The organism is Bombella pluederhausensis (assembly GCF_026385525.1).
GTDB lineage: Bacteria > Pseudomonadota > Alphaproteobacteria > Acetobacterales > Acetobacteraceae > Bombella > Bombella pluederhausensis.
This window is the reverse complement of record NZ_JANIDY010000002.1, coordinates 147124-163970: the sequence shown is the minus strand read 5'-3', so window position 1 is coordinate 163970 and position 16847 is coordinate 147124. Positions and strand designations below refer to the sequence as shown.

General features: G+C 57.6%; 18 protein-coding genes. 5 read left to right on the top strand and 13 right to left on the bottom strand.

The features are described from left to right. Positions 1 to 64 precede the first annotated feature (64 nt). The 3 genes from NQF86_RS05385 to NQF86_RS05375 all read right to left on the bottom strand — a co-directional run bounded on the left by NQF86_RS05385 (position 65) and on the right by NQF86_RS05375 (position 2914). Positions 65 to 514, bottom strand: coding sequence for a hypothetical protein (locus tag NQF86_RS05385; RefSeq protein WP_266116607.1), 450 nt, complete (start codon positions 512 to 514; stop codon positions 65 to 67). A gap of 52 nt (positions 515 to 566) precedes the next feature. Further along, entirely contained in the window at positions 567 to 1982 is a 1416-nt protein-coding gene (gene fliI, locus NQF86_RS05380; protein WP_323670748.1) for a flagellar protein export ATPase FliI, read from the bottom strand. A gap of 98 nt (positions 1983 to 2080) precedes the next feature. Then, positions 2081 to 2914 (bottom strand): DUF1217 domain-containing protein, encoded by an 834-nt coding sequence (locus NQF86_RS05375; RefSeq protein WP_266116606.1) that lies wholly within the window; start codon positions 2912 to 2914, stop codon positions 2081 to 2083. Positions 2915 to 3115: 201 nt separating this feature from the next. Between NQF86_RS05375 and NQF86_RS05370 the strand changes: the two genes are divergently transcribed. Beyond that, positions 3116 to 3841 carry a glycosyltransferase family 25 protein gene (locus NQF86_RS05370; RefSeq protein WP_266116605.1) on the top strand — a complete coding sequence of 242 codons (726 nt, stop codon included), beginning with the start codon at positions 3116 to 3118 and terminating at the stop codon, positions 3839 to 3841. A 7-nt stretch (positions 3842 to 3848) separates the two neighbouring features. Then, positions 3849 to 4322 carry a hypothetical protein gene (locus NQF86_RS05365; RefSeq protein ID WP_266116604.1) on the top strand — a complete coding sequence of 158 codons (474 nt, stop codon included), beginning with the start codon at positions 3849 to 3851 and terminating at the stop codon, positions 4320 to 4322. A gap of 39 nt (positions 4323 to 4361) precedes the next feature. On the opposite strand, the gene NQF86_RS05360 is transcribed toward NQF86_RS05365, so the two are convergent. From NQF86_RS05360 to NQF86_RS05350, 3 genes are read right to left on the bottom strand one after another with little or no spacing between them, the layout of a single operon-like run. Further along, positions 4362 to 4844 (bottom strand): hypothetical protein, encoded by a 483-nt coding sequence (locus NQF86_RS05360; protein WP_266116603.1) that lies wholly within the window; start codon positions 4842 to 4844, stop codon positions 4362 to 4364. Continuing rightward, entirely contained in the window at positions 4841 to 5200 is a 360-nt protein-coding gene (locus NQF86_RS05355; protein ID WP_266116602.1) for a rod-binding protein, read from the bottom strand. The genes NQF86_RS05360 and NQF86_RS05355 overlap by 4 nt, the downstream gene beginning before the upstream one ends. Positions 5201 to 5256: 56 nt before the next feature. Continuing rightward, entirely contained in the window at positions 5257 to 6357 is a 1101-nt protein-coding gene (locus NQF86_RS05350; RefSeq protein ID WP_407652878.1) for a flagellar basal body P-ring protein FlgI, read from the bottom strand. A 161-nt stretch (positions 6358 to 6518) separates the two neighbouring features. Between NQF86_RS05350 and NQF86_RS05345 the strand changes: the two genes are divergently transcribed. Continuing rightward, positions 6519 to 7535, top strand: a complete 1017-nt coding sequence (locus NQF86_RS05345) for a transglycosylase SLT domain-containing protein (RefSeq protein WP_266116601.1) — start codon at positions 6519 to 6521, stop codon at positions 7533 to 7535. Between the two features lie 11 nt (positions 7536 to 7546). Here NQF86_RS05345 and NQF86_RS05340 read toward each other — a convergent pair whose 3' ends face one another. Both NQF86_RS05340 and NQF86_RS05335 read right to left on the bottom strand, forming a co-directional pair. Beyond that, positions 7547 to 8464 (bottom strand): glycosyltransferase family 2 protein, encoded by a 918-nt coding sequence (locus NQF86_RS05340; RefSeq protein ID WP_266116600.1) that lies wholly within the window; start codon positions 8462 to 8464, stop codon positions 7547 to 7549. A 3-nt stretch (positions 8465 to 8467) separates the two neighbouring features. After that, positions 8468 to 10075: a tetratricopeptide repeat-containing glycosyltransferase family protein gene (locus NQF86_RS05335; RefSeq protein ID WP_266116599.1), complete on the bottom strand. Its 1608-nt coding sequence runs from the start codon at positions 10073 to 10075 to the stop codon at positions 8468 to 8470. A 208-nt stretch (positions 10076 to 10283) separates the two neighbouring features. On the opposite strand from NQF86_RS05335, the gene flhA reads away from it, so the two are divergent. Both flhA and NQF86_RS05325 read left to right on the top strand, forming a co-directional pair. After that, positions 10284 to 12482, top strand: coding sequence for a flagellar biosynthesis protein FlhA (gene flhA / locus NQF86_RS05330; RefSeq protein ID WP_266116598.1), 2199 nt, complete (start codon positions 10284 to 10286; stop codon positions 12480 to 12482). 25 nt (positions 12483 to 12507) lie between these two features. Continuing rightward, entirely contained in the window at positions 12508 to 13362 is an 855-nt protein-coding gene (locus tag NQF86_RS05325) for a hypothetical protein (protein ID WP_266116597.1), read from the top strand. A 13-nt stretch (positions 13363 to 13375) separates the two neighbouring features. Here the strand turns inward: NQF86_RS05325 and fliP are convergent, their stop codons facing one another. The 5 genes from fliP to NQF86_RS05300 form a co-directional block, all read right to left on the bottom strand. After that, a complete protein-coding gene (fliP, locus tag NQF86_RS05320) occupies positions 13376 to 14107 on the bottom strand; it encodes a flagellar type III secretion system pore protein FliP (RefSeq protein WP_266116795.1) in 732 nt (243 codons plus the stop codon). Between the two features lie 134 nt (positions 14108 to 14241). Further along, positions 14242 to 14607: a hypothetical protein gene (locus NQF86_RS05315; RefSeq protein WP_266116596.1), complete on the bottom strand. Its 366-nt coding sequence runs from the start codon at positions 14605 to 14607 to the stop codon at positions 14242 to 14244. Continuing rightward, complete coding sequence (fliN, locus tag NQF86_RS05310) at positions 14607 to 14984, bottom strand: flagellar motor switch protein FliN (RefSeq protein ID WP_266116595.1); 378 nt, start codon at positions 14982 to 14984, stop codon at positions 14607 to 14609. Before fliN ends, NQF86_RS05315 begins: the two co-directional genes overlap by 1 nt. Before the next feature lie 2 nt (positions 14985 to 14986). Then, positions 14987 to 15739, bottom strand: coding sequence for a FliH/SctL family protein (locus NQF86_RS05305; protein ID WP_266116594.1), 753 nt, complete (start codon positions 15737 to 15739; stop codon positions 14987 to 14989). A 17-nt stretch (positions 15740 to 15756) separates the two neighbouring features. Further along, the gene (locus NQF86_RS05300) at positions 15757 to 16842 is read right to left on the bottom strand and encodes a flagellar motor switch protein FliG (RefSeq protein WP_266116593.1); all 1086 of its coding nucleotides are present in this window, start codon (positions 16840 to 16842) and stop codon (positions 15757 to 15759) included. Positions 16843 to 16847: the final 5 nt, after the last annotated feature.

Sequence of the window (16847 nt, the reverse complement as noted above, 5' to 3'; positions counted from 1 at the left end):
CCTATACATCATATTGTGACGACCACGTCATGATGATGCAATATTCGCCTTACTATTCTACCCGCTACATCTCCGCCATAACGCAATATTGCGCTCTCTCATCCAGCACGGCCTGTTCCTGGCGCTGCCTCTGCTGCATCCGGGTCTCCCTGTCTTTTCGCAGAAGGCCAGATGTCGCCTCATGCTGACGGACCGATTCCATCACAGTCTGTCGAACAGAGTCACTCCGCTGCTCAGCCTCGGCCCGTTTTTGCTCCAGCCGTTCCAGCTCCTCCTGTGCAACGGGCAACCAGTAACGGTACCCGTTCCATAAGGTCAGGTCCTGCGCCTGCTCCTCTCGTGCTGCACTGACGAGAATCCTGTTCTCCTGCATCTGGGTTTTCAGCTCGATAATCTGCGCCTCGATGCGTTTTTCTTCAGCCAGACAGCGGGCAAGCTGCGTTCTTGCTATGGTACTGCTCCGCTTCTGAAGCGTAACCAATGATGTCAGCGCCTTGTGACGTGCTGGTTTCATAATCGTCTCTCCCTGAACGGCCTATTCCCGTATGAGGTGCTTCTGCATCCTGTCATTCCACCGCCTGCGTCCCGGTGATCGCAGCTGATTCTCCTGCCTCACCGGGGCCAAGAAGCTGCGCCAGACCGGCAAAAGCGTCCTCAAGCGGGACATGTTCCGTTTTCTTCTGCATCAGATAAGTTTCAAGCTGCGGGCCAAGCTGAACAGCCTGATCGGCCTCGGCATCATTGCCCGCCTTGTAGGCGCCCAAGCGTACGAGGTCCCGCATGTCCTCCCATTGAGCAAGGAGGCGGCGTGCCCGAACCGTCAGCTCATTCTCTGCCTCACTGTTGCAGCCCGGCACAGAACGGGACAGAGATTGCAGGACATTGATGGCTGGATAACGGCCCGCCTCGGCAATCGCACGGTCCAGCACCACATGACCATCCAGAATCCCCCGTACCGTGTCAGTAACAGGCTCGTTCTGGTCATCCCCCTCCACAAGAACGGAGAACAGGGCTGTCATCTGCCCTGCCTGCTCCTGCCCATTCCGGCGACCCGGTCCGGCACGCTCCAACAGGCGAGGCAAAGCAGCAAAAACACTGGGAGGATACCCACGAGTTGCCGGGACTTCACCCGCAGAAAGACCAATCTCCCGCAATGCCTGACAGAAGCGAGTCACGCTATCCATCAGCAGCAGGACAGACTTCCCCTGATCCCGGAAATATTCGGCAACGGCCATGGCACCATAGGCTGCCTCCCGCCGCATCAGAGCGGAACTGTCGGACGTTGCCACGACCAGAACGGACCGTGCCAAACCTTCCGGCCCCAGATCATCCTCTATGAACTCCCGGACCTCACGCCCCCGTTCCCCCACAAGGGAAATGACAGCCACATCACAGGCAGTTTCCCGGGCCAGCATTCCCATCAGGGTCGATTTTCCCACGCCTGACCCGGCAAACAGGCCCAGACGCTGCCCCTGACGACAGGTTGCAAACAGATTCAGCGCCTTGACGCCAAGGTCAATCCGAGGCCCCAACCGAGCACGATCTGCCGCTGCGGGCGGAACAGCATGGCGCTTCTGCCTGTTGCTGGAAGGCAGCAATGGCCCTTTTCCATCCAACGGCTGCCCCATAGGGTCCACAACACGCCCGATCCATGATTCATTGACAGCCAGACCACCGGACACGGCATTCATCCGCTGTTCCTGCCCATAAAGGGCAAAGAAGACAGGACAGCCTGCCCCTATGCCCTCAATGGACTCATACGTCATGGCCAATGCCTGTCCCTGACGGAACGCAACAATCTCTGCCAGAACGTCACGACCATCCAAAGTCTGGACCCGCACATGATCCCCCACAGCCGTAAAGGAGGTCAGACCCGCCACGGTAACACACAGGCCGGAAACATCCACGACACGGCCAGAGAGCTCCCCAATAGGCACGGTCGCCGCCGCAGGGTGACTCACACCCGGCAGGGCTGCCATCATCCTCTCCTGCCGAACCCAAGACCCAGACAGGGCCTCCCGCCGTGCCCTTACTGCCTGAAACGCTTCCTCACCATCTGGCAGACCAAGCGATACAGCCATCAGAACAGACCAGAGGAAGATGATCCGTCACCACTGCCCCCGAACAGGGACAGAATGCCATCCCCTCCATCATCCCCACCGAACAGGTCCATCATGCTGGCGGGCTTGTCATCATCATTATAGTTAGGATGCATCTGAATCTGTGTCAGATACTGCTCGGCGTAACGCTGCACACGATCAGGATCAGAGAATGCCTTCATATCCACTTTTTTGCTCAAGATGCGCTGCTGCTGGCTGAAATCGAGAGCCCCGAACTGGTCCGGGTCATACCCGCTGACCACTTCCGCCACACGCAGCAATGTCGCATCGGACATGAGATCATTGAGGGTCTTCACGCTACCAGACTGCATCTTCCGGGTGAAATAGAGCGCATCCCCCACCCCGCTTTTCTGCTGGGCATCGCTCGTCTCATAATGACGCTGCTCATAGGAGCTGAGCGTGGAAGCAATCATGTCTGACGTAAAAGGCGAGGCTGATGCCGTCCCTTTCCCGGCGCCCATACTGGCAAAGGCATCTGCAAAGGCCAGCCAGCTGGCATTATGGGATGTCTGGGCCAGAGATGACGATGATGTGGGGTCCTGCGTCAGCAACGCCCGTTCCACGGCCTGCTGTGACCCTAAAGAACTAAGGTTATAAGCCCCCAGAACCACCTGATTGACGGAATAATTCTTCATAAGCTGGTCCGCAGAGCGGATGGAAGGGGCCTTCTGCTGGAAATCAGCCACCATGCGCTTCGCTTCGCCGTCACCCTTCACACTCTCTGCGGCCGTCTGTGCCTCATTCTTGCGAGCGATCAGAAACTGGGCCACTGGTGAGATACCACTCAGTCCCATAAGCCACCTCCCTCATACAGCTTTCAACTGGCACAGTCACACTCCTGCCAGCATCCGGAAGGCACAGATTAAACCATCAACCATTAACAGAATGCTGCATTTTTCATAATTTAACCATGTATAAATTTATTATTCCATGAAAACACGTCATGTTTTCAGTATATTTCATGCCATATACCATCATGATGGAAAAGGTCTTACGTGAAACATTATGTCATCAGCCTTGCCCGTACACCGGAGCGGCTGGAACGCTTCCAACGGGTCAATCATCATATTCCCGGCATCATCCATGCTCCCGGCATTGATGGCCAAACTCTGGATAGGCAAGAGACCATCAAGGCCGGCCTTCTCGCAGCAGACTGCCAGTTCACCGCTGGAGCAGTAGGCTCCGGCCTGACCCATGTCGCCCTATGGGGCAGCATTGCCCAGAGTGGAGAACCAGCCAACATCTTTGAGGATGACGCCTTCCTCTGCGCCAACTTTGAAGAAAAAAGCCGCCAGATCATCAACCAGCTTCCAGAAGACTGGGAAATTATCCTGTGGGGGCAAAACTCGGATGCACCGCTGCATTACGAAGTTCTGCCAGGGCAGACGGACTGTTTCGCCCAATTCAGCCAGGATGATGTCCGCCGGGGAATTGAAAATTTCCGTCACCAGCAGGTCGAGACACTCCCTTTCCGCCTCCGCCAGACCTTCGGAATCTGTGGCTATGCCCTCTCGCCACGTGGCGCCCTCTCTTTGATGCAGCGCTGCCTGCCGATGGTTTCCCTGCCCATCCATTACCCTTCACTGGGCGGGCGAACGCTCATCAGCACCAGCATCGACCATATCATGAACCGCCATTATGTGGACATGAAAGCCTATTGCTGCGTGCCCCCTCTCGTCCTGACGGACAATCTGACCAGCCAGAGCCTCAACAGGGACTGAAACAGCCATGAAGCACCCTCTGTCCCTCATCACATCCATTGCCGCAGCCGCACTATTCTGCCTGACAGGCTGCACACGCCCTGCTACGCCCTATCTGGAAAAAGGCAGCCTGCTCAGCCATGCTGGCTTTGTAGCACATCCCGCCAATACAACAGCCCGGTATGGGCTGATGAACAGCCTGCCCCCCGGCAGCCTGACCTACCGCATGGCACCAGACGGCCAGCCCATCTACCTCTATGCTGATCCTCTCGCCTGCGGTTGTGTCTATATGGGGGATGAAACAGCCTACAGAACCCTGCAGGCACATATGCAGGCTATAGGGCAGCGTAAACATGCCCATCACCCGCCACAGGACCCGCCCCTGCCTGCCATGACGGCAGAAAATTACCGGGACACGACCCCATGGGACTGGACGATCTGGAGCCCTGCCGCCGACCCAGGCAACAACCAGCCCCGCCACATGATTGGCGATTACTGGTAAGCAGAAAAAAAGCCAGCCTGACTGGCTGGCTATCTCCCTTCAGGCCCGGTCATTCAGGGAGAACACGCCACGGGATGATGTATCAGACCCCACTTCGCCCGTTCGACCATACCCATGACGATTTTCTTCCACAGCACTATCAATAAGCAGCTTCATCACGGCTTCTTGCGTTGTCATCGCTTCCTGAAGAAGCTCACGGTTCTGGGTTGCAATATCCATAAAGCGCCCTTGTACCTGCCTGAAGCTCGCAGGCAGATTCTCAGCCCGCACACCTGTCTTGCGGGCATGGGTAACCAGCGCTCCCAGCTCCTCAATGAGCACCGTCTTTTCCGGCAGGAGAGCAGCCGCCCCGGCAACATCTTTTTCCATCAGGAAATGATTTTCCTGCGCCATAATGTCCGTGGCTCTGGTAAAGGCGTCAGTCAGCCGTGAGAGGGAGAAATCATCCATCTCCTCCTCATTTCGACTAGAAAAACGCCCTGACAGACGGCGGACAACTTTACCCAGATGCAGCATTTTCATGGTCTGCGCCCTTCCGTTTCTTTCCCGGACCGTGATGCTTTCTCCTGCATCTCCTTCATCCGGCCATAGACCTGATGGGCGATCCCCACGCCCCCGTTACGGGCTACTTCCTTGCCCAATTCCAACACCTGCATGGAGCGAAACTGCTTCTCCGCATTGCCTCCCCCAAAGGGAGCCGCAGAATTATCCACAGTATCAAACATGGGCTGAAGCATCTCACCCAGCGCCATGGCCTCGAAGTCCTGCGCCGTCTTGCGTATCTTACCGTCATCCTTCTGTGACGGTGCCGCAGGGTGGCTGCCAGCATGACCCGTATTCCGTACGGATATGGCAGAGAGTGATGATACAGCACTCATCAGACAACATTCCTTCTTCTGGGTGACAGATTCATCAGACTGCCCCCTCATCACACTCAGCGGACTTCCAGCTCGGCCTGTAATGCACCATCCGCCTTGATGGCCTGAAGGATGCTGATCATGTCCCGTGGCCCTACGCCGAGCGCATTCAACCCTGTTACGAGATTCGCCAGAGATGGTCCGTCCGACAGGATACCCATCTTGTGATCGCGATCGGTCGTGGCATTGATCTGCGTTCTCGGCACAACTGCCGTCTGCCCTGCCCCAAACGCATTAGGTTGAACAACTTCCGGGCTGTTCGTCACCTGTATGGTCAGGTTCCCCTGTGCGATCGCCACGGTCGTGATGCGGACATTATCGCCGATGACAATCGTCCCGGCTGCCTCATCAACAATCACCTTTGCCATCGTATCAGGCGTGACGGTCAGATCGCCGATCTCATAAAGCGCCTCAGATACATTACGCCCAGCAAGATTGACGGCCACTGTTCTCGGGTCATTCACGCGTGCCGTCCCCCGCCCCATATGCCGGTTGATAACCTCCGCTATGCGAACAGCCGTTGTATAATTAGAATTCTTTAAGGAAAGATGAATGATACCCCCAGCACCGAGCATGACAGGCACTTCCCGTTCCACAACGGCGCCGTTGGCAATATGGCCACTGGTGGGGACATTGCGTGTTGCCGTGGCCCCCGGCCCTCGTGCCGTGAAGGCGTTGGTCACGAGTGAGCCCTGCGCAACGGCATAGACCTCACCATCCGCCGCCTGCAATGGCGTGACGACCAGCGTACCGCCTGTCAGGCTCTGCGCATCCCCAACGGCGGAAACCGTCACGTCAATGCGGCTGCCCCCATGGGAGAAAGGCGGCAAGGTTGCTGTGACCATAACGGCGGCCGTGTTGTGTGTCTGAAGCTGGATAGCCTTGTCCCGGATATTCACACCGAGACGGTTGAGCATACCAACCAGCGTCTCACGCGTGAAAAGCGTATTGGTCAGCCTGTCTCCGGTACCATTCAGCCCGACAACCAGCCCGTATCCTACAAGCTGGTTATCCCGCACGCCTTCATAATCCACAATATCCTTGATCCGCACCGCAGAAGCACGAGCCGAACCATCCCAGAAAATGCCAGACAGCACACATCCGAGGGTCGCCAACAGGACATAACGACAGGCAGGCCGGGTGCCATCCACGCCCCGGAACAGCCTCACGCAACAGCGTCTCAAAAACATCAAGCATAGTCTCCTACGCCCAAACTTAACCTTATATATGGAATACACAAGGAAATAATTTCACAAACTGTCTTTGGTTAACGTATAAAATGACCATGATAAAGGCTTTATTATCCAATTATCGCCATGTCCTTCTGAGCTGCCTGTTCAGCATGAGCCTGAGCGTTCCGGCCATGGCGCAAACACCGGACATGCCTGCCGACCACACAGCATCCCGCCTCTGCCGGGAGGCGACGGCACAGGTCGAGCGGGCCCTTCGCCTGCCAGATGGCTTCCTTGCCGCCATCAGCCGCGTGGAAACTGGCAGACCTGATGAAAATGGCACGCTTCTACCATGGCCATGGAGCATCAATGCCGCAGGAAAAGGCTATTATTACGCCACACGGCAGGAAGCGATTGATGCCGTCAGAGCCTTTCAGCAACAGGGTGTGACCTCCATTGATGTAGGCTGCATGCAGGTCAATCTTCTTCACCACCCCACGGCGTTTCCCTCACTGGACAGTGCCTTCGACCCCTACAGCAATGCCCGCTATGCCGGGATGTTCCTGCAGAAAATGAAAGAACAGACAGGGAGCTGGCCTCGTGCCGCCGCTGCCTACCACTCCCAAACAGCCAGCAACGGCACGGCCTATCTGCAACAGGTTCTCCAGCAATGGGCAACACCGCAGGATGCTCATTCAGACCATTCCTCGGCCCTGCCCATGCCGCCACATGGCATCACGGGCAGGGCTGTTCCCCCTGCACGAACCACTGCGCCACACGCCCCCATGCCATACCGGCCTTTCATCATCCGGCCAGCCACATCATCCCCTTCCGAGACCGGCATCAACCATGCTGAAACGGGATCAGCCGCCTTTCTGGCAGCGCTGCATCATCAGGAAACGAGCACGGTCCGCCAGCCCGTTCCCACCACGCCTTCAGCACAGGCAGGAAGTGGCCCATATAACCACCGTCAGTTTCGGCCATTCCGTGGCATGTTCCGGCCCGTTCTACCTCCGCCACCCCATCAGAGGATGAAAAGCACGCAGAACGGACGCAGCCTTGCCGCTTACCGGGCCATGCCTGTCCATACCATCCAGACCATGCCCTATGCTCCGGCTTACTGAAATGGCAGAGTTCAACGCCTGATATGCTCCAGCAGCTGGACCAGCACCTGCGACATACTGGCAAAACCTTCCTGTAGCTGAACAACCTGTTGCGATAGCTGCCCCAACTGGGCACGCCCCAGATGGTGGCTCTGAATAAACCCGGCCTGCAACTGTTTCAGCGCATCTCCGCCCTGTATAGCCTTGCGGATGATGCTGTTTTTGTAAGCCAGCGCATAATCATGCTGCACTTCATGCTTACTAGTGTCGTTATCATCCCCTGTCTGGCGGCGGTGATGATAGGAACAGAGAAACGCCCCGATGATCCCGATCTCCCCCGCCATCATGATGCGTAGGAACAGATCATGATCCTCAACATAATCCAGCCGTGTCTCCACCTCTCCCGCAACAGCCAGAGCTGACCGGCGGAACAGAAACGTGATCGGCATGACAACGCATATATGGGACAGATACAGGCCGTAATCCATGATCGTACCTGTCTTCAGGCCATACTGATCCGTCTTCCTGTCCGTGATGATGCAATCATCCTCAAGATGCTCATACACGTCATAATTGCTGGTCGTGACACCTGCATAAAAACCCACCTCATCACGCTCCAGATAGGCCACGGTCTCGGCCAGAAAGGCAGGCTCCAGCGTGTCATCATCATCATGAATGAGAATATAGGGCTCCTCAGATACGGCCAGAGCGAGCGCCAGCGCCTTGCTGCGCCCTACCGACCGAGGCAAGTCCACGCAGGAAAGACGGTCTCCCCATACGGCGCCATGTGCCTCCACACAATGCCGCAACTCCGTGAGGTCTCCCCCGTCATTAATGACGTGAATACGGAAATCCTGAAAACTCTGGCGGTGCAGACTTTCCAGAGCCCGGCGCAAAAAGATCGGACGGTTCTTTGTCCGCAGCAGGACAGCCACTTTATAGGGTGACATGACTTAACCCTCCGCAATCCGCCGTTTCAGACACAGCCCCACCTCACGCATGACCGGCACAAGAGAAAGCTCCTGCGCCCGGAAGATGCGCATGGTCGGATACCACGGCGTCCGCTCTCCTTGATCGCCCCAGCGCCAACAGGCGTCCCAGCGGCTGACCAGCCAGACCTCCTTCCCCAGAGCCCCCGCCAGATGCAGCGGTGCTGTATCCACGGAAATCACAAGGTCCAGACTTTCCATAAGGGCCGCCGTATCTGCCATATCCTGCACGGACTCCATCAGGTCATGAACCGACTGCCCGGCTGCATGGACCAGCTCACCCCGTCTTCTGCCATACTGAAGGCTGAACAAATCGGCATCCACAGGACCAAGTGCCTCCAGCATCTCCGTCAGGCTAGTCGAACGCCGCCGATCCGCAGCGACATCCTCTGCACTGGAACGGGCATCTCCCGCCCACACTAGCCCCACCCGCAGGCGGCGCCCTGAAGATGGTCTCTCCCGTGCCACAGCTTCATTCACAAGTCGGGCAAAACGCTCCTGCCGTTGGGCTGGAACTTCCAGATAAGGACTGAAAGACGGAATCTCCTCCGGTCCTTTCAGATCGCAAATATAAGGCAGGTCCGGGATCGGGCAGGAGAAATCATAATCCGCAGCCTGCTCCGGCTGTTCCAGAATATCCGTAATGAGACTGACCTGCACCATGGGGTAACTTTCCCGCAGCAACCGCAGCAATGACGGCAGAACGGCCAGCGTGACACGCCCTCCCCGGCGGACAATCTCCGGCAGGAAACGGATGAACTGAATGGTGTCCCCAAGTCCCTGCTCCTGATAAAACAGGATATGACGGCCCTTTAGTGATACATCCTTCGTCAGCCGTGGCAGGTCCTGATAAAACCAACAGTCCAGACTGGGCATGCGGGGCACACGCCGTGCGTAGCGTGCAAATCCTTCTTCATAATCGCCAGCCTTCAACAGAGCGATGGCATAGCCAAATGATACCATCTCGTGCCGTGATGAAAGCTCAATGCCCTTACGATAATAGGTCATGGCCTCCCGTGAACGATTCAGACGTTCCAGAGCACAGCCCATATTATTGTACAGCGATACAGATGGCGGCCCGTCTCTCAGCCATACAGCCAGAATCTGCTCGGCCTCCTTTGCCAGCCCTGCTTCCAGCAGAGCCATGGAAAGATGTTCACCCACTAGAACACGATGCTGCGGGCACGTTCTGGCCACTTCCATAAACAGGGACATGGCTTCATCATTCTGGCCAGCCGCCATGAGCGCACCGGCCAGAAAAATCTTCACCTCTCCCCGTACCGAGGTCATTTCTGGTCGAGCTTCCGGCAGAAGCAGCAGGGCCTTACGGAACACAGCCACCGTCACCTCATGCCGAGCACTGCACCGGGCCAGAAACATGCCCGCTGCCAGCAGGACCGAGGCATCCTGACTCGCCTGCGCCGCCTGTATCGCCAAACCGATCGCCTGCTCGCCTTCCCCGCAGGAAAAAAGCTTCTGACAGCAAGCAGTAAGGGCCTGTGGCGTCATAGGCCGCTCATCCATGCCCTGCATGCGGTCTTCCGCTCCTCCGCCTTGCTCTGTTTCTGCCATGGCACCACCTCCCTGCATGGTTTGTTCTATAAATGACCAGACAGGCCATAACTTCATTGAAATATCATGTCCTTTCAAATCTTGATGGGCAAGGTTTTAATGGTTAAATTGCAAATCCACAGATAACAGGCCTTAACAAACCTTGAGACACTCTGCCTTCACCCCCTTTACTGGAAGGTAGAGCTGTACATGACCAGTCAGGATACCCATGTCCGCTTCCCCTTCTGCTCCCCCGCCATCCGGTGCTCCCCTGCCCAGAAAATCCGGCACGGGGCGGGCTGACGGGCTGACCGGATGGCTGGGCACCTTGCTGAACAACCCGACCAGCCTGTTCAAAAGAGATGGAATCGCCTCCCCCCTTACGGCACGCCTGCCGGGGACGGATATTCTTCTCGCTCTGGGTGTGATTCTGCTCATCTCCATTCTCATCGTGCCCCTGCCCACGCTGATTCTGGATATCGGGCTGTCGCTCTCCATCACCTCATCCGTGCTGATCCTCATGGTGGCGCTGTTTCTGGAACGACCACTGGATTTCACATCATTCCCCACGCTGCTCCTGCTGACGACCATGTTCCGCCTGTCGCTGGAAGTGGCCACGACACGGCTCATCCTCAGCCATGGTAATGAAGGCGCCTATGCAGCCGGGCATGTCGTGGCTTCCTTTGGCGGCTTCCTCATGGGCAATGATGTGGTGATTGGCGGAATCGTCTTCTGCATCCTGCTTGTGGTGAACTTCATGGTCATTACCAAAGGGTCAGGACGCATTGCTGAAGTCTCCGCCCGCTTCTTTCTGGATGCCATGCCCGGAAAACAGATGGCCATTGATGCTGATCTGGCCTCCGGCGCCATCAACGAGCGTGTGGCCCGCTCCAAACGCAAAGAGCTGGAAGAAGAAAGCTCCTTCTACGGGGCCATGGATGGGGCTGCGAAGTTCGTCCGTAATGATGCCATTGCGGGGATTCTCATCACAGCCATCAACATTCTGGGGGGGCTGGCCATTGGCGTGCTGCGCCATGATATGCCCATCAGCGAAGCTGCACAGACCTTCACGACCCTGACCATTGGTGATGGTCTGGTCTCTCAGATTCCGGCTCTGCTGGTCTCACTGGCAGCCGGTATCGTGGTGACGAAAGGAGGCACGGATGGCTCGGCAGACGTCACGCTGTTCCGCCAGCTCGGTGGAAACGCCAAGCCGCTGGCCATTGCCGCCATGCTGTCGGCCATTTTTGCCGTCATGCCCGGCCTGCCCGCCTTCCCCTTCCTCATGATTGCTGCCGTGGCGGGTACCGGGGCCTGGATACGCTACAAGACACCCCGTCAGGATGATGGAGAACAGGACCTGACCCAGCCTGCAGCTCCCACCACGCAGCCCATTTCCGACCTTCTGAAGATTGACCTGCTACGGCTGGAGATCGGCTATGGCCTGCTGCCGCTCGCCAGTGGCGACAATGCCCAGATCACCAAACAGATCAAAGCACTCCGCCGGAAGATGGCGGCGGATATGGGCTTCATCACGCCCTCCGTGCGGATTCAGGATAACATCCAGCTTCCTACGGAACGCTATGTCATCAAGCTCAAGGAAATCGACATCGCTTCAGGCGAGATACGCCCGAACCATCTTCTGGCCATCTGCCCCTCTCACAGGACTGACGAAGCCACCCTGCCGGGTGAAAGGACGACCGAACCTTCCTTCAACCTGCCCGCCATATGGATCACTCCTGAACTGAAGAAAAAGGCCACGGATGCCGGCTATACGGTCGTGGACCCTGTCACGGTCATCATCACCCATCTGACGGAATCCATCAGTCAGAATCTGGGAGACCTGCTGACCTATGCCGCCACCCAGTCCCTGCTGGATGACCTGCCTGCCGAGGAGCAGAAGCTCGTCAACGAGCTCATCCCCTCGCAGGTATCCCTCAGCACGGTCCAGCGTGTTCTCCAGTCCCTGCTACAGGAGCGCATTTCAATCCGTGACCTGCCCACCATTCTGGAAAGCATACAGGAGGGCCACGCCCTCGCTGCCAAGGGCATCAAGGCCCTGACAGCCCATGTCCGCATCCGCCTCGCCCGGCAGATATGCAACAGCTATGTCGGCCCCTCCAGCTGCATTTCCATGATTACCCTCTCGGCGGACTGGGAAAGCAACATCCTCAACAACACGGTCGGGCAGGGTGATGACCGCACACTGGCCATGCCACCTGCCATGCTGGACCGTTTCGTCACGGCTCTACGCCGTGCGTTCGACCAAACCGCCACCCTTGGGGAAATGCCCGTCATCGTCACGACCTCCGCCACACGGGACTCCGTGCGGATGATCGTGGACCGCATCCGCCCTTCAGTCGCCGTCATGGCACAGGCGGAAATCTATCCCCGTACCCGCATCCGTACCGTTGCCACGGTGAACTGATCGTCTCCTGAACTGGACCAGAAACATGAACAGCTCTTTTTCCTACCATACACACTATCCCCACCCTGCCAGCACCACCGTGGCAAAAACACAGCCTGCCAGCCCGCCGCCACAGCCCGCCACCCCGCAAGCGGAGGCTGGAGAAGTCGCCCTTCCCTCCAACTCCCTAAGCATACCGGACATTCTGGCGTGGCATTCCATCCCGCAGGACCTCATCAATGCCATGGCAGGCAGCAGTCTGGCGGCTGGGCTGGAGCGGATGATTACCTTTTCACCCTTTCCGCTCCTGCCCGGTATTCCCATGGCTCTGGGCGGGGCATCAGGGTCTGGCAAGTCCCTTACACTGGCCAAGCTGGCCGCCCGCTACGCACGGCAGGCTCGGCAATCTAACGGCAGGATAAGACGGCCGCTCGTGCTGGCCTGCGACAGCACGCCGGGCAGTTACATCAAACTGGCCTCCATCCTACGGGGCTGTGACATTGACCTGATAAAAGCCTATGGCGGGCTGAGCCCGGACCTGATTGACGGCTATAACCGCATCATTCTGGTGGACCTGCCGGGTCTCTGCGTCTATTCGCCCACCGCCATGGCAGAAATGAAAGAGGTGGTGGAACGCACGAGGGCCAGCCTCTCCCTCGTCATTCCGGCCGGGATGGACCCGGAGGAAAGCACGGACATTGCAGCTGCTTTCCATCAATGCGGAGCAAAATCCATGATAGCCAGCCGTATGGAACAGTCTGGCCGTATTGGCAGCATCATCACCGCCGCTGCCTGCGGTCTGGCCCTGACCTATGGCAGCTATTCCGGCAGCATCAATGAGGGCTTCACCCAGCTTACCCCGACCATTCTGGCACGGCGGTTACTGGTGCTGCCGGGGTGAGAGTGGCGAGGGCCTACCCCCCGCCGAAACTCCGTACCAGCCCACCGGACACCATCTGGAACCCATCCACCAGCACGAAGAAGATCAGCTTGAACGGAAGGGAGATGGTCGGCGGGGGGAGCATCATCATGCCCAGACTCATCAGGACGCTGGAAGTGACAAGGTCAATCACCAAAAACGGCAGATAGAGCAGGAAGCCCATCTCAAACCCACGGCTCATTTCACCGACCATGAAAGCCGGCACGATGACCCGCCACGGTATCGCTAGAGAGGCACCATTAGCCGGAGCAGGCTGCGGCTTCAGCCCAGCCAGATGATAGAAAATGGCCACATCATTCGGGCGGGCATTATGAATCATGAAGTCCCGGAACGGCTCCGCCGCCGCCTGAAGACCAGTCACTTCTTCCACACGACCATCCATCAGTGGCTCGATACCCTGCTGCCATGAGCGTTCCAGCGTAGGCTGCATGACAAACAGAGTCAGAATCAGCGCCAGAGCAATCAGCACCATGTTGGGAGGTGTTCCCTGTGCCCCGATGGCACTCCGTAACAGGGAGAGCGTGATGATGATGCGGGTAAAGGCCGTCATCATAACCAACAGGCTGGGCGCAAGGGACAGGAAGGCCACAATCGCCGTCAGCTGGATGAGGCGGCTGGTTGTTCCGGCCTCACCAATCCCACCGCCTTTCCCCATATCAAGCGTAATGGACTGCGCCGCCGCCGGATGCGCCAGAAGACAGAGCATGGTGATGGCCACAACCAGACCACACAGCCCCACACAACCCAAAAGCAAGGCACGCCACAGCCGCTTCTGGCAGGCAGGTACATCTTCCATAATCCTGTCAGTATCCGTAGAGCCTGTCCTTCCATAGTCCGTCATCAGCTTGTCTCCTGCATTTCCTGCCGTGCAGGGCCGTTTTCCTTCATCCAGCCAACACACAGGTCAGACGGCCCCCCTGTCAGGATGATAGCCGTGGCCCGCTGACCGTCCGCTCCTCGCACCGCTACGGAAAACAGTGTCCGTTTCGCACCCAGTGGGATAGCGTCCTGCACGCTCAGGGCCCGTCCCTGCCCATCTCCCTCTTTCAGCAGGGATGGCATACGGTGCTTCAGCCGCCTCAGGCACCATGGCGTCACAAAGATCAGCCCTACAACAAGGAACAGTGCCAGCAGCGGATTCACATGAAATCCCGTAATGACCTGCATCATGACGTCACCACCATGTCCTCCCGCTCCATCCGACATCAGGAGCTGGCGGAAGATGACATGATCTCCGTCATCGTGACCGCAATATTGTCATCTTCAATGATGGTGATTTCACCACGGGCGATCAGCCGGTCATTGGCGTAAATATCAATGGACGCACCCAACTTGCGGTTCAGCGGAACAACGGCGCCACGACCAAGACGGACAAGGTCCCGCACGGGCATCTTCACATCCCCCACGACAGCCGTGATCTTGACCGGAACGTCCAGAATAGCTTCCCGTTCCCACTCCTTTTCCTGCCCGCCGGGTGGCTGAACATCACCGCCCTCCCGCACGTCAGAAGCAAAGTCGGACAGATCGACTTCTGGAGTATGGGTCTGCTGCATGTCTTCCGCTGCGCTGTTACCTTCTGGCATGTTCAGTCTCCTTCATGCTCTGCTATCTGTTCATCGGATGGTCTTGGACTGTCAGAGGACGTCTCGGTGGACGATGAGCGGGCCAGTGCCTGAATCGCCTCCGCCACACGCTGACGGACCATCTCCATCCATCTGTCCTTATCCAGAACCATCCGTGTATCTGCTGCCGAAACCGTGAGATGCCCTGCGGGCCTGTCCTCCACCACATGCAGGGTCACGCCCTCCATGCCCTCCAGAGCTGCCCGCAAGGCCGGTTCGTCATGGAGGGAACAGGAAAGGCTGACCGGCCCTTCACAGCGCCGCACCATGTCCACCGCATCATCAGCCAGTTGCCGACCCAGCATAGTAGCTGAGAGATCGCCGGAAACGAGCTGCTCCACCGTCTGACAGACAGACTGAACGAACAGCTCCGCCATATGCATCATGCTGTCCGTCCGCCGGGCTTCTTCCTCCGCCATGAAGGCAAAGACCTGCTGCACGGCTTCGGCCATCTGGCCGGACAGGGCCTGCTCAGCCGCACGCTCCCCAGCCTCATATCCCGCCTGACGGGCTTCATCCTTCAGCCGTTCCAGCTCGTCAGGATGCAGGCTGATGACGGGCTCCGGCTCGGGCTGTTCATCCTCGGGAACAGACCCGTCTTCCACCGGCTCTGCACCCATGCCGGACATGTCATGACGTGAAAAATCTTCCAGCGTGTCGCTGAAAGTCGGACTTCCAGCGACAGGACCATCAGAAGATTCCGGTGGATGCGCCATGGCCTGCTCCATCGGTGTCACTCGATAATCTCATCATCAGACGAGGATGGCGAAATATCGATCTCCCCATCATTGGCCATGGTCTTGATGAGCGTGATGAGCTCCATCTGGGCGGCCTCAGCATCCCGCAAACGCACGGCCCCAAGCCCCCGAATTTCATCCTCCATGAGGCCCGCCGCACGTTTGGAAACACAGTTGAAGAACAGCTGGCGAATGCTCTCATTAGCGCCCTTGAGGGCCAGAGGCAGACGGCTCTTGGCCTCGCCATCCCGGTTGATGGCGGCCATGACGCGCATCATGTCATCCGGTGTCAGACGCTTGATGTCATCAAAGGTGAACTTCAGCTTGTTCACCTTTTCCATATCCTCCTCGCTGCGGCGACCAAGCTGTTCTGTCAGGCTGGCCTCCGTCTTGCGGTCGAAATTGTTGTACACCTCGGCCACAAAGGCATAGCTGTCCCGTTTCGTGGACCGGCCAAAGGCGGTTATCAGCTCCTTGCGGAGCGTCATTTCCAAACTTTCCAGCACATCCTTGCTGACCGGACTCATATGCAGGATGCGCATGATGACATCCGTGGCAAAATCTTCCGGAAAGAGCGACAGAACACGGGCTACATGCGCCGGTGAAATGTAGCTGAGGATAACAGCAACCGTCTGCGGCTGTTCATTGCGCAGATAGTTGGCCAGAGCAGCCTCCGGCATATTCCCCATCTTCGCCCAGACACTCCGCCCTGAAGGACCACGAATATCCTCCATGATCTTCTCGACCATTTCGGCAGGGAGGGCCCGCTTCAGATAATCCTCGGTCGTTTCATAACTGCCGACAAAACCATCCGAACTGGCGAATTTCTGAGAGAACTCGTTGCAGACAGCTTCCACAACAGACGCCTTGACCAGCCCCAACGATGACATGGCCCGTGAAATGTCCCGGACCTCATCTTCCTGCAAAGAACGGAAGATACGGGCCGAGCGTTCCTGCCCGATCGCCAGCATCAGGATGGCGGCCTTACGGCTGCCGCTCATTCCGGTAGTCAGGCTGGAAGATGCCGTGTCGGACTGTCCTCCCTCCTCACCTGCTCCGACAGCAATACCCTGTTCTGCCATGGTTG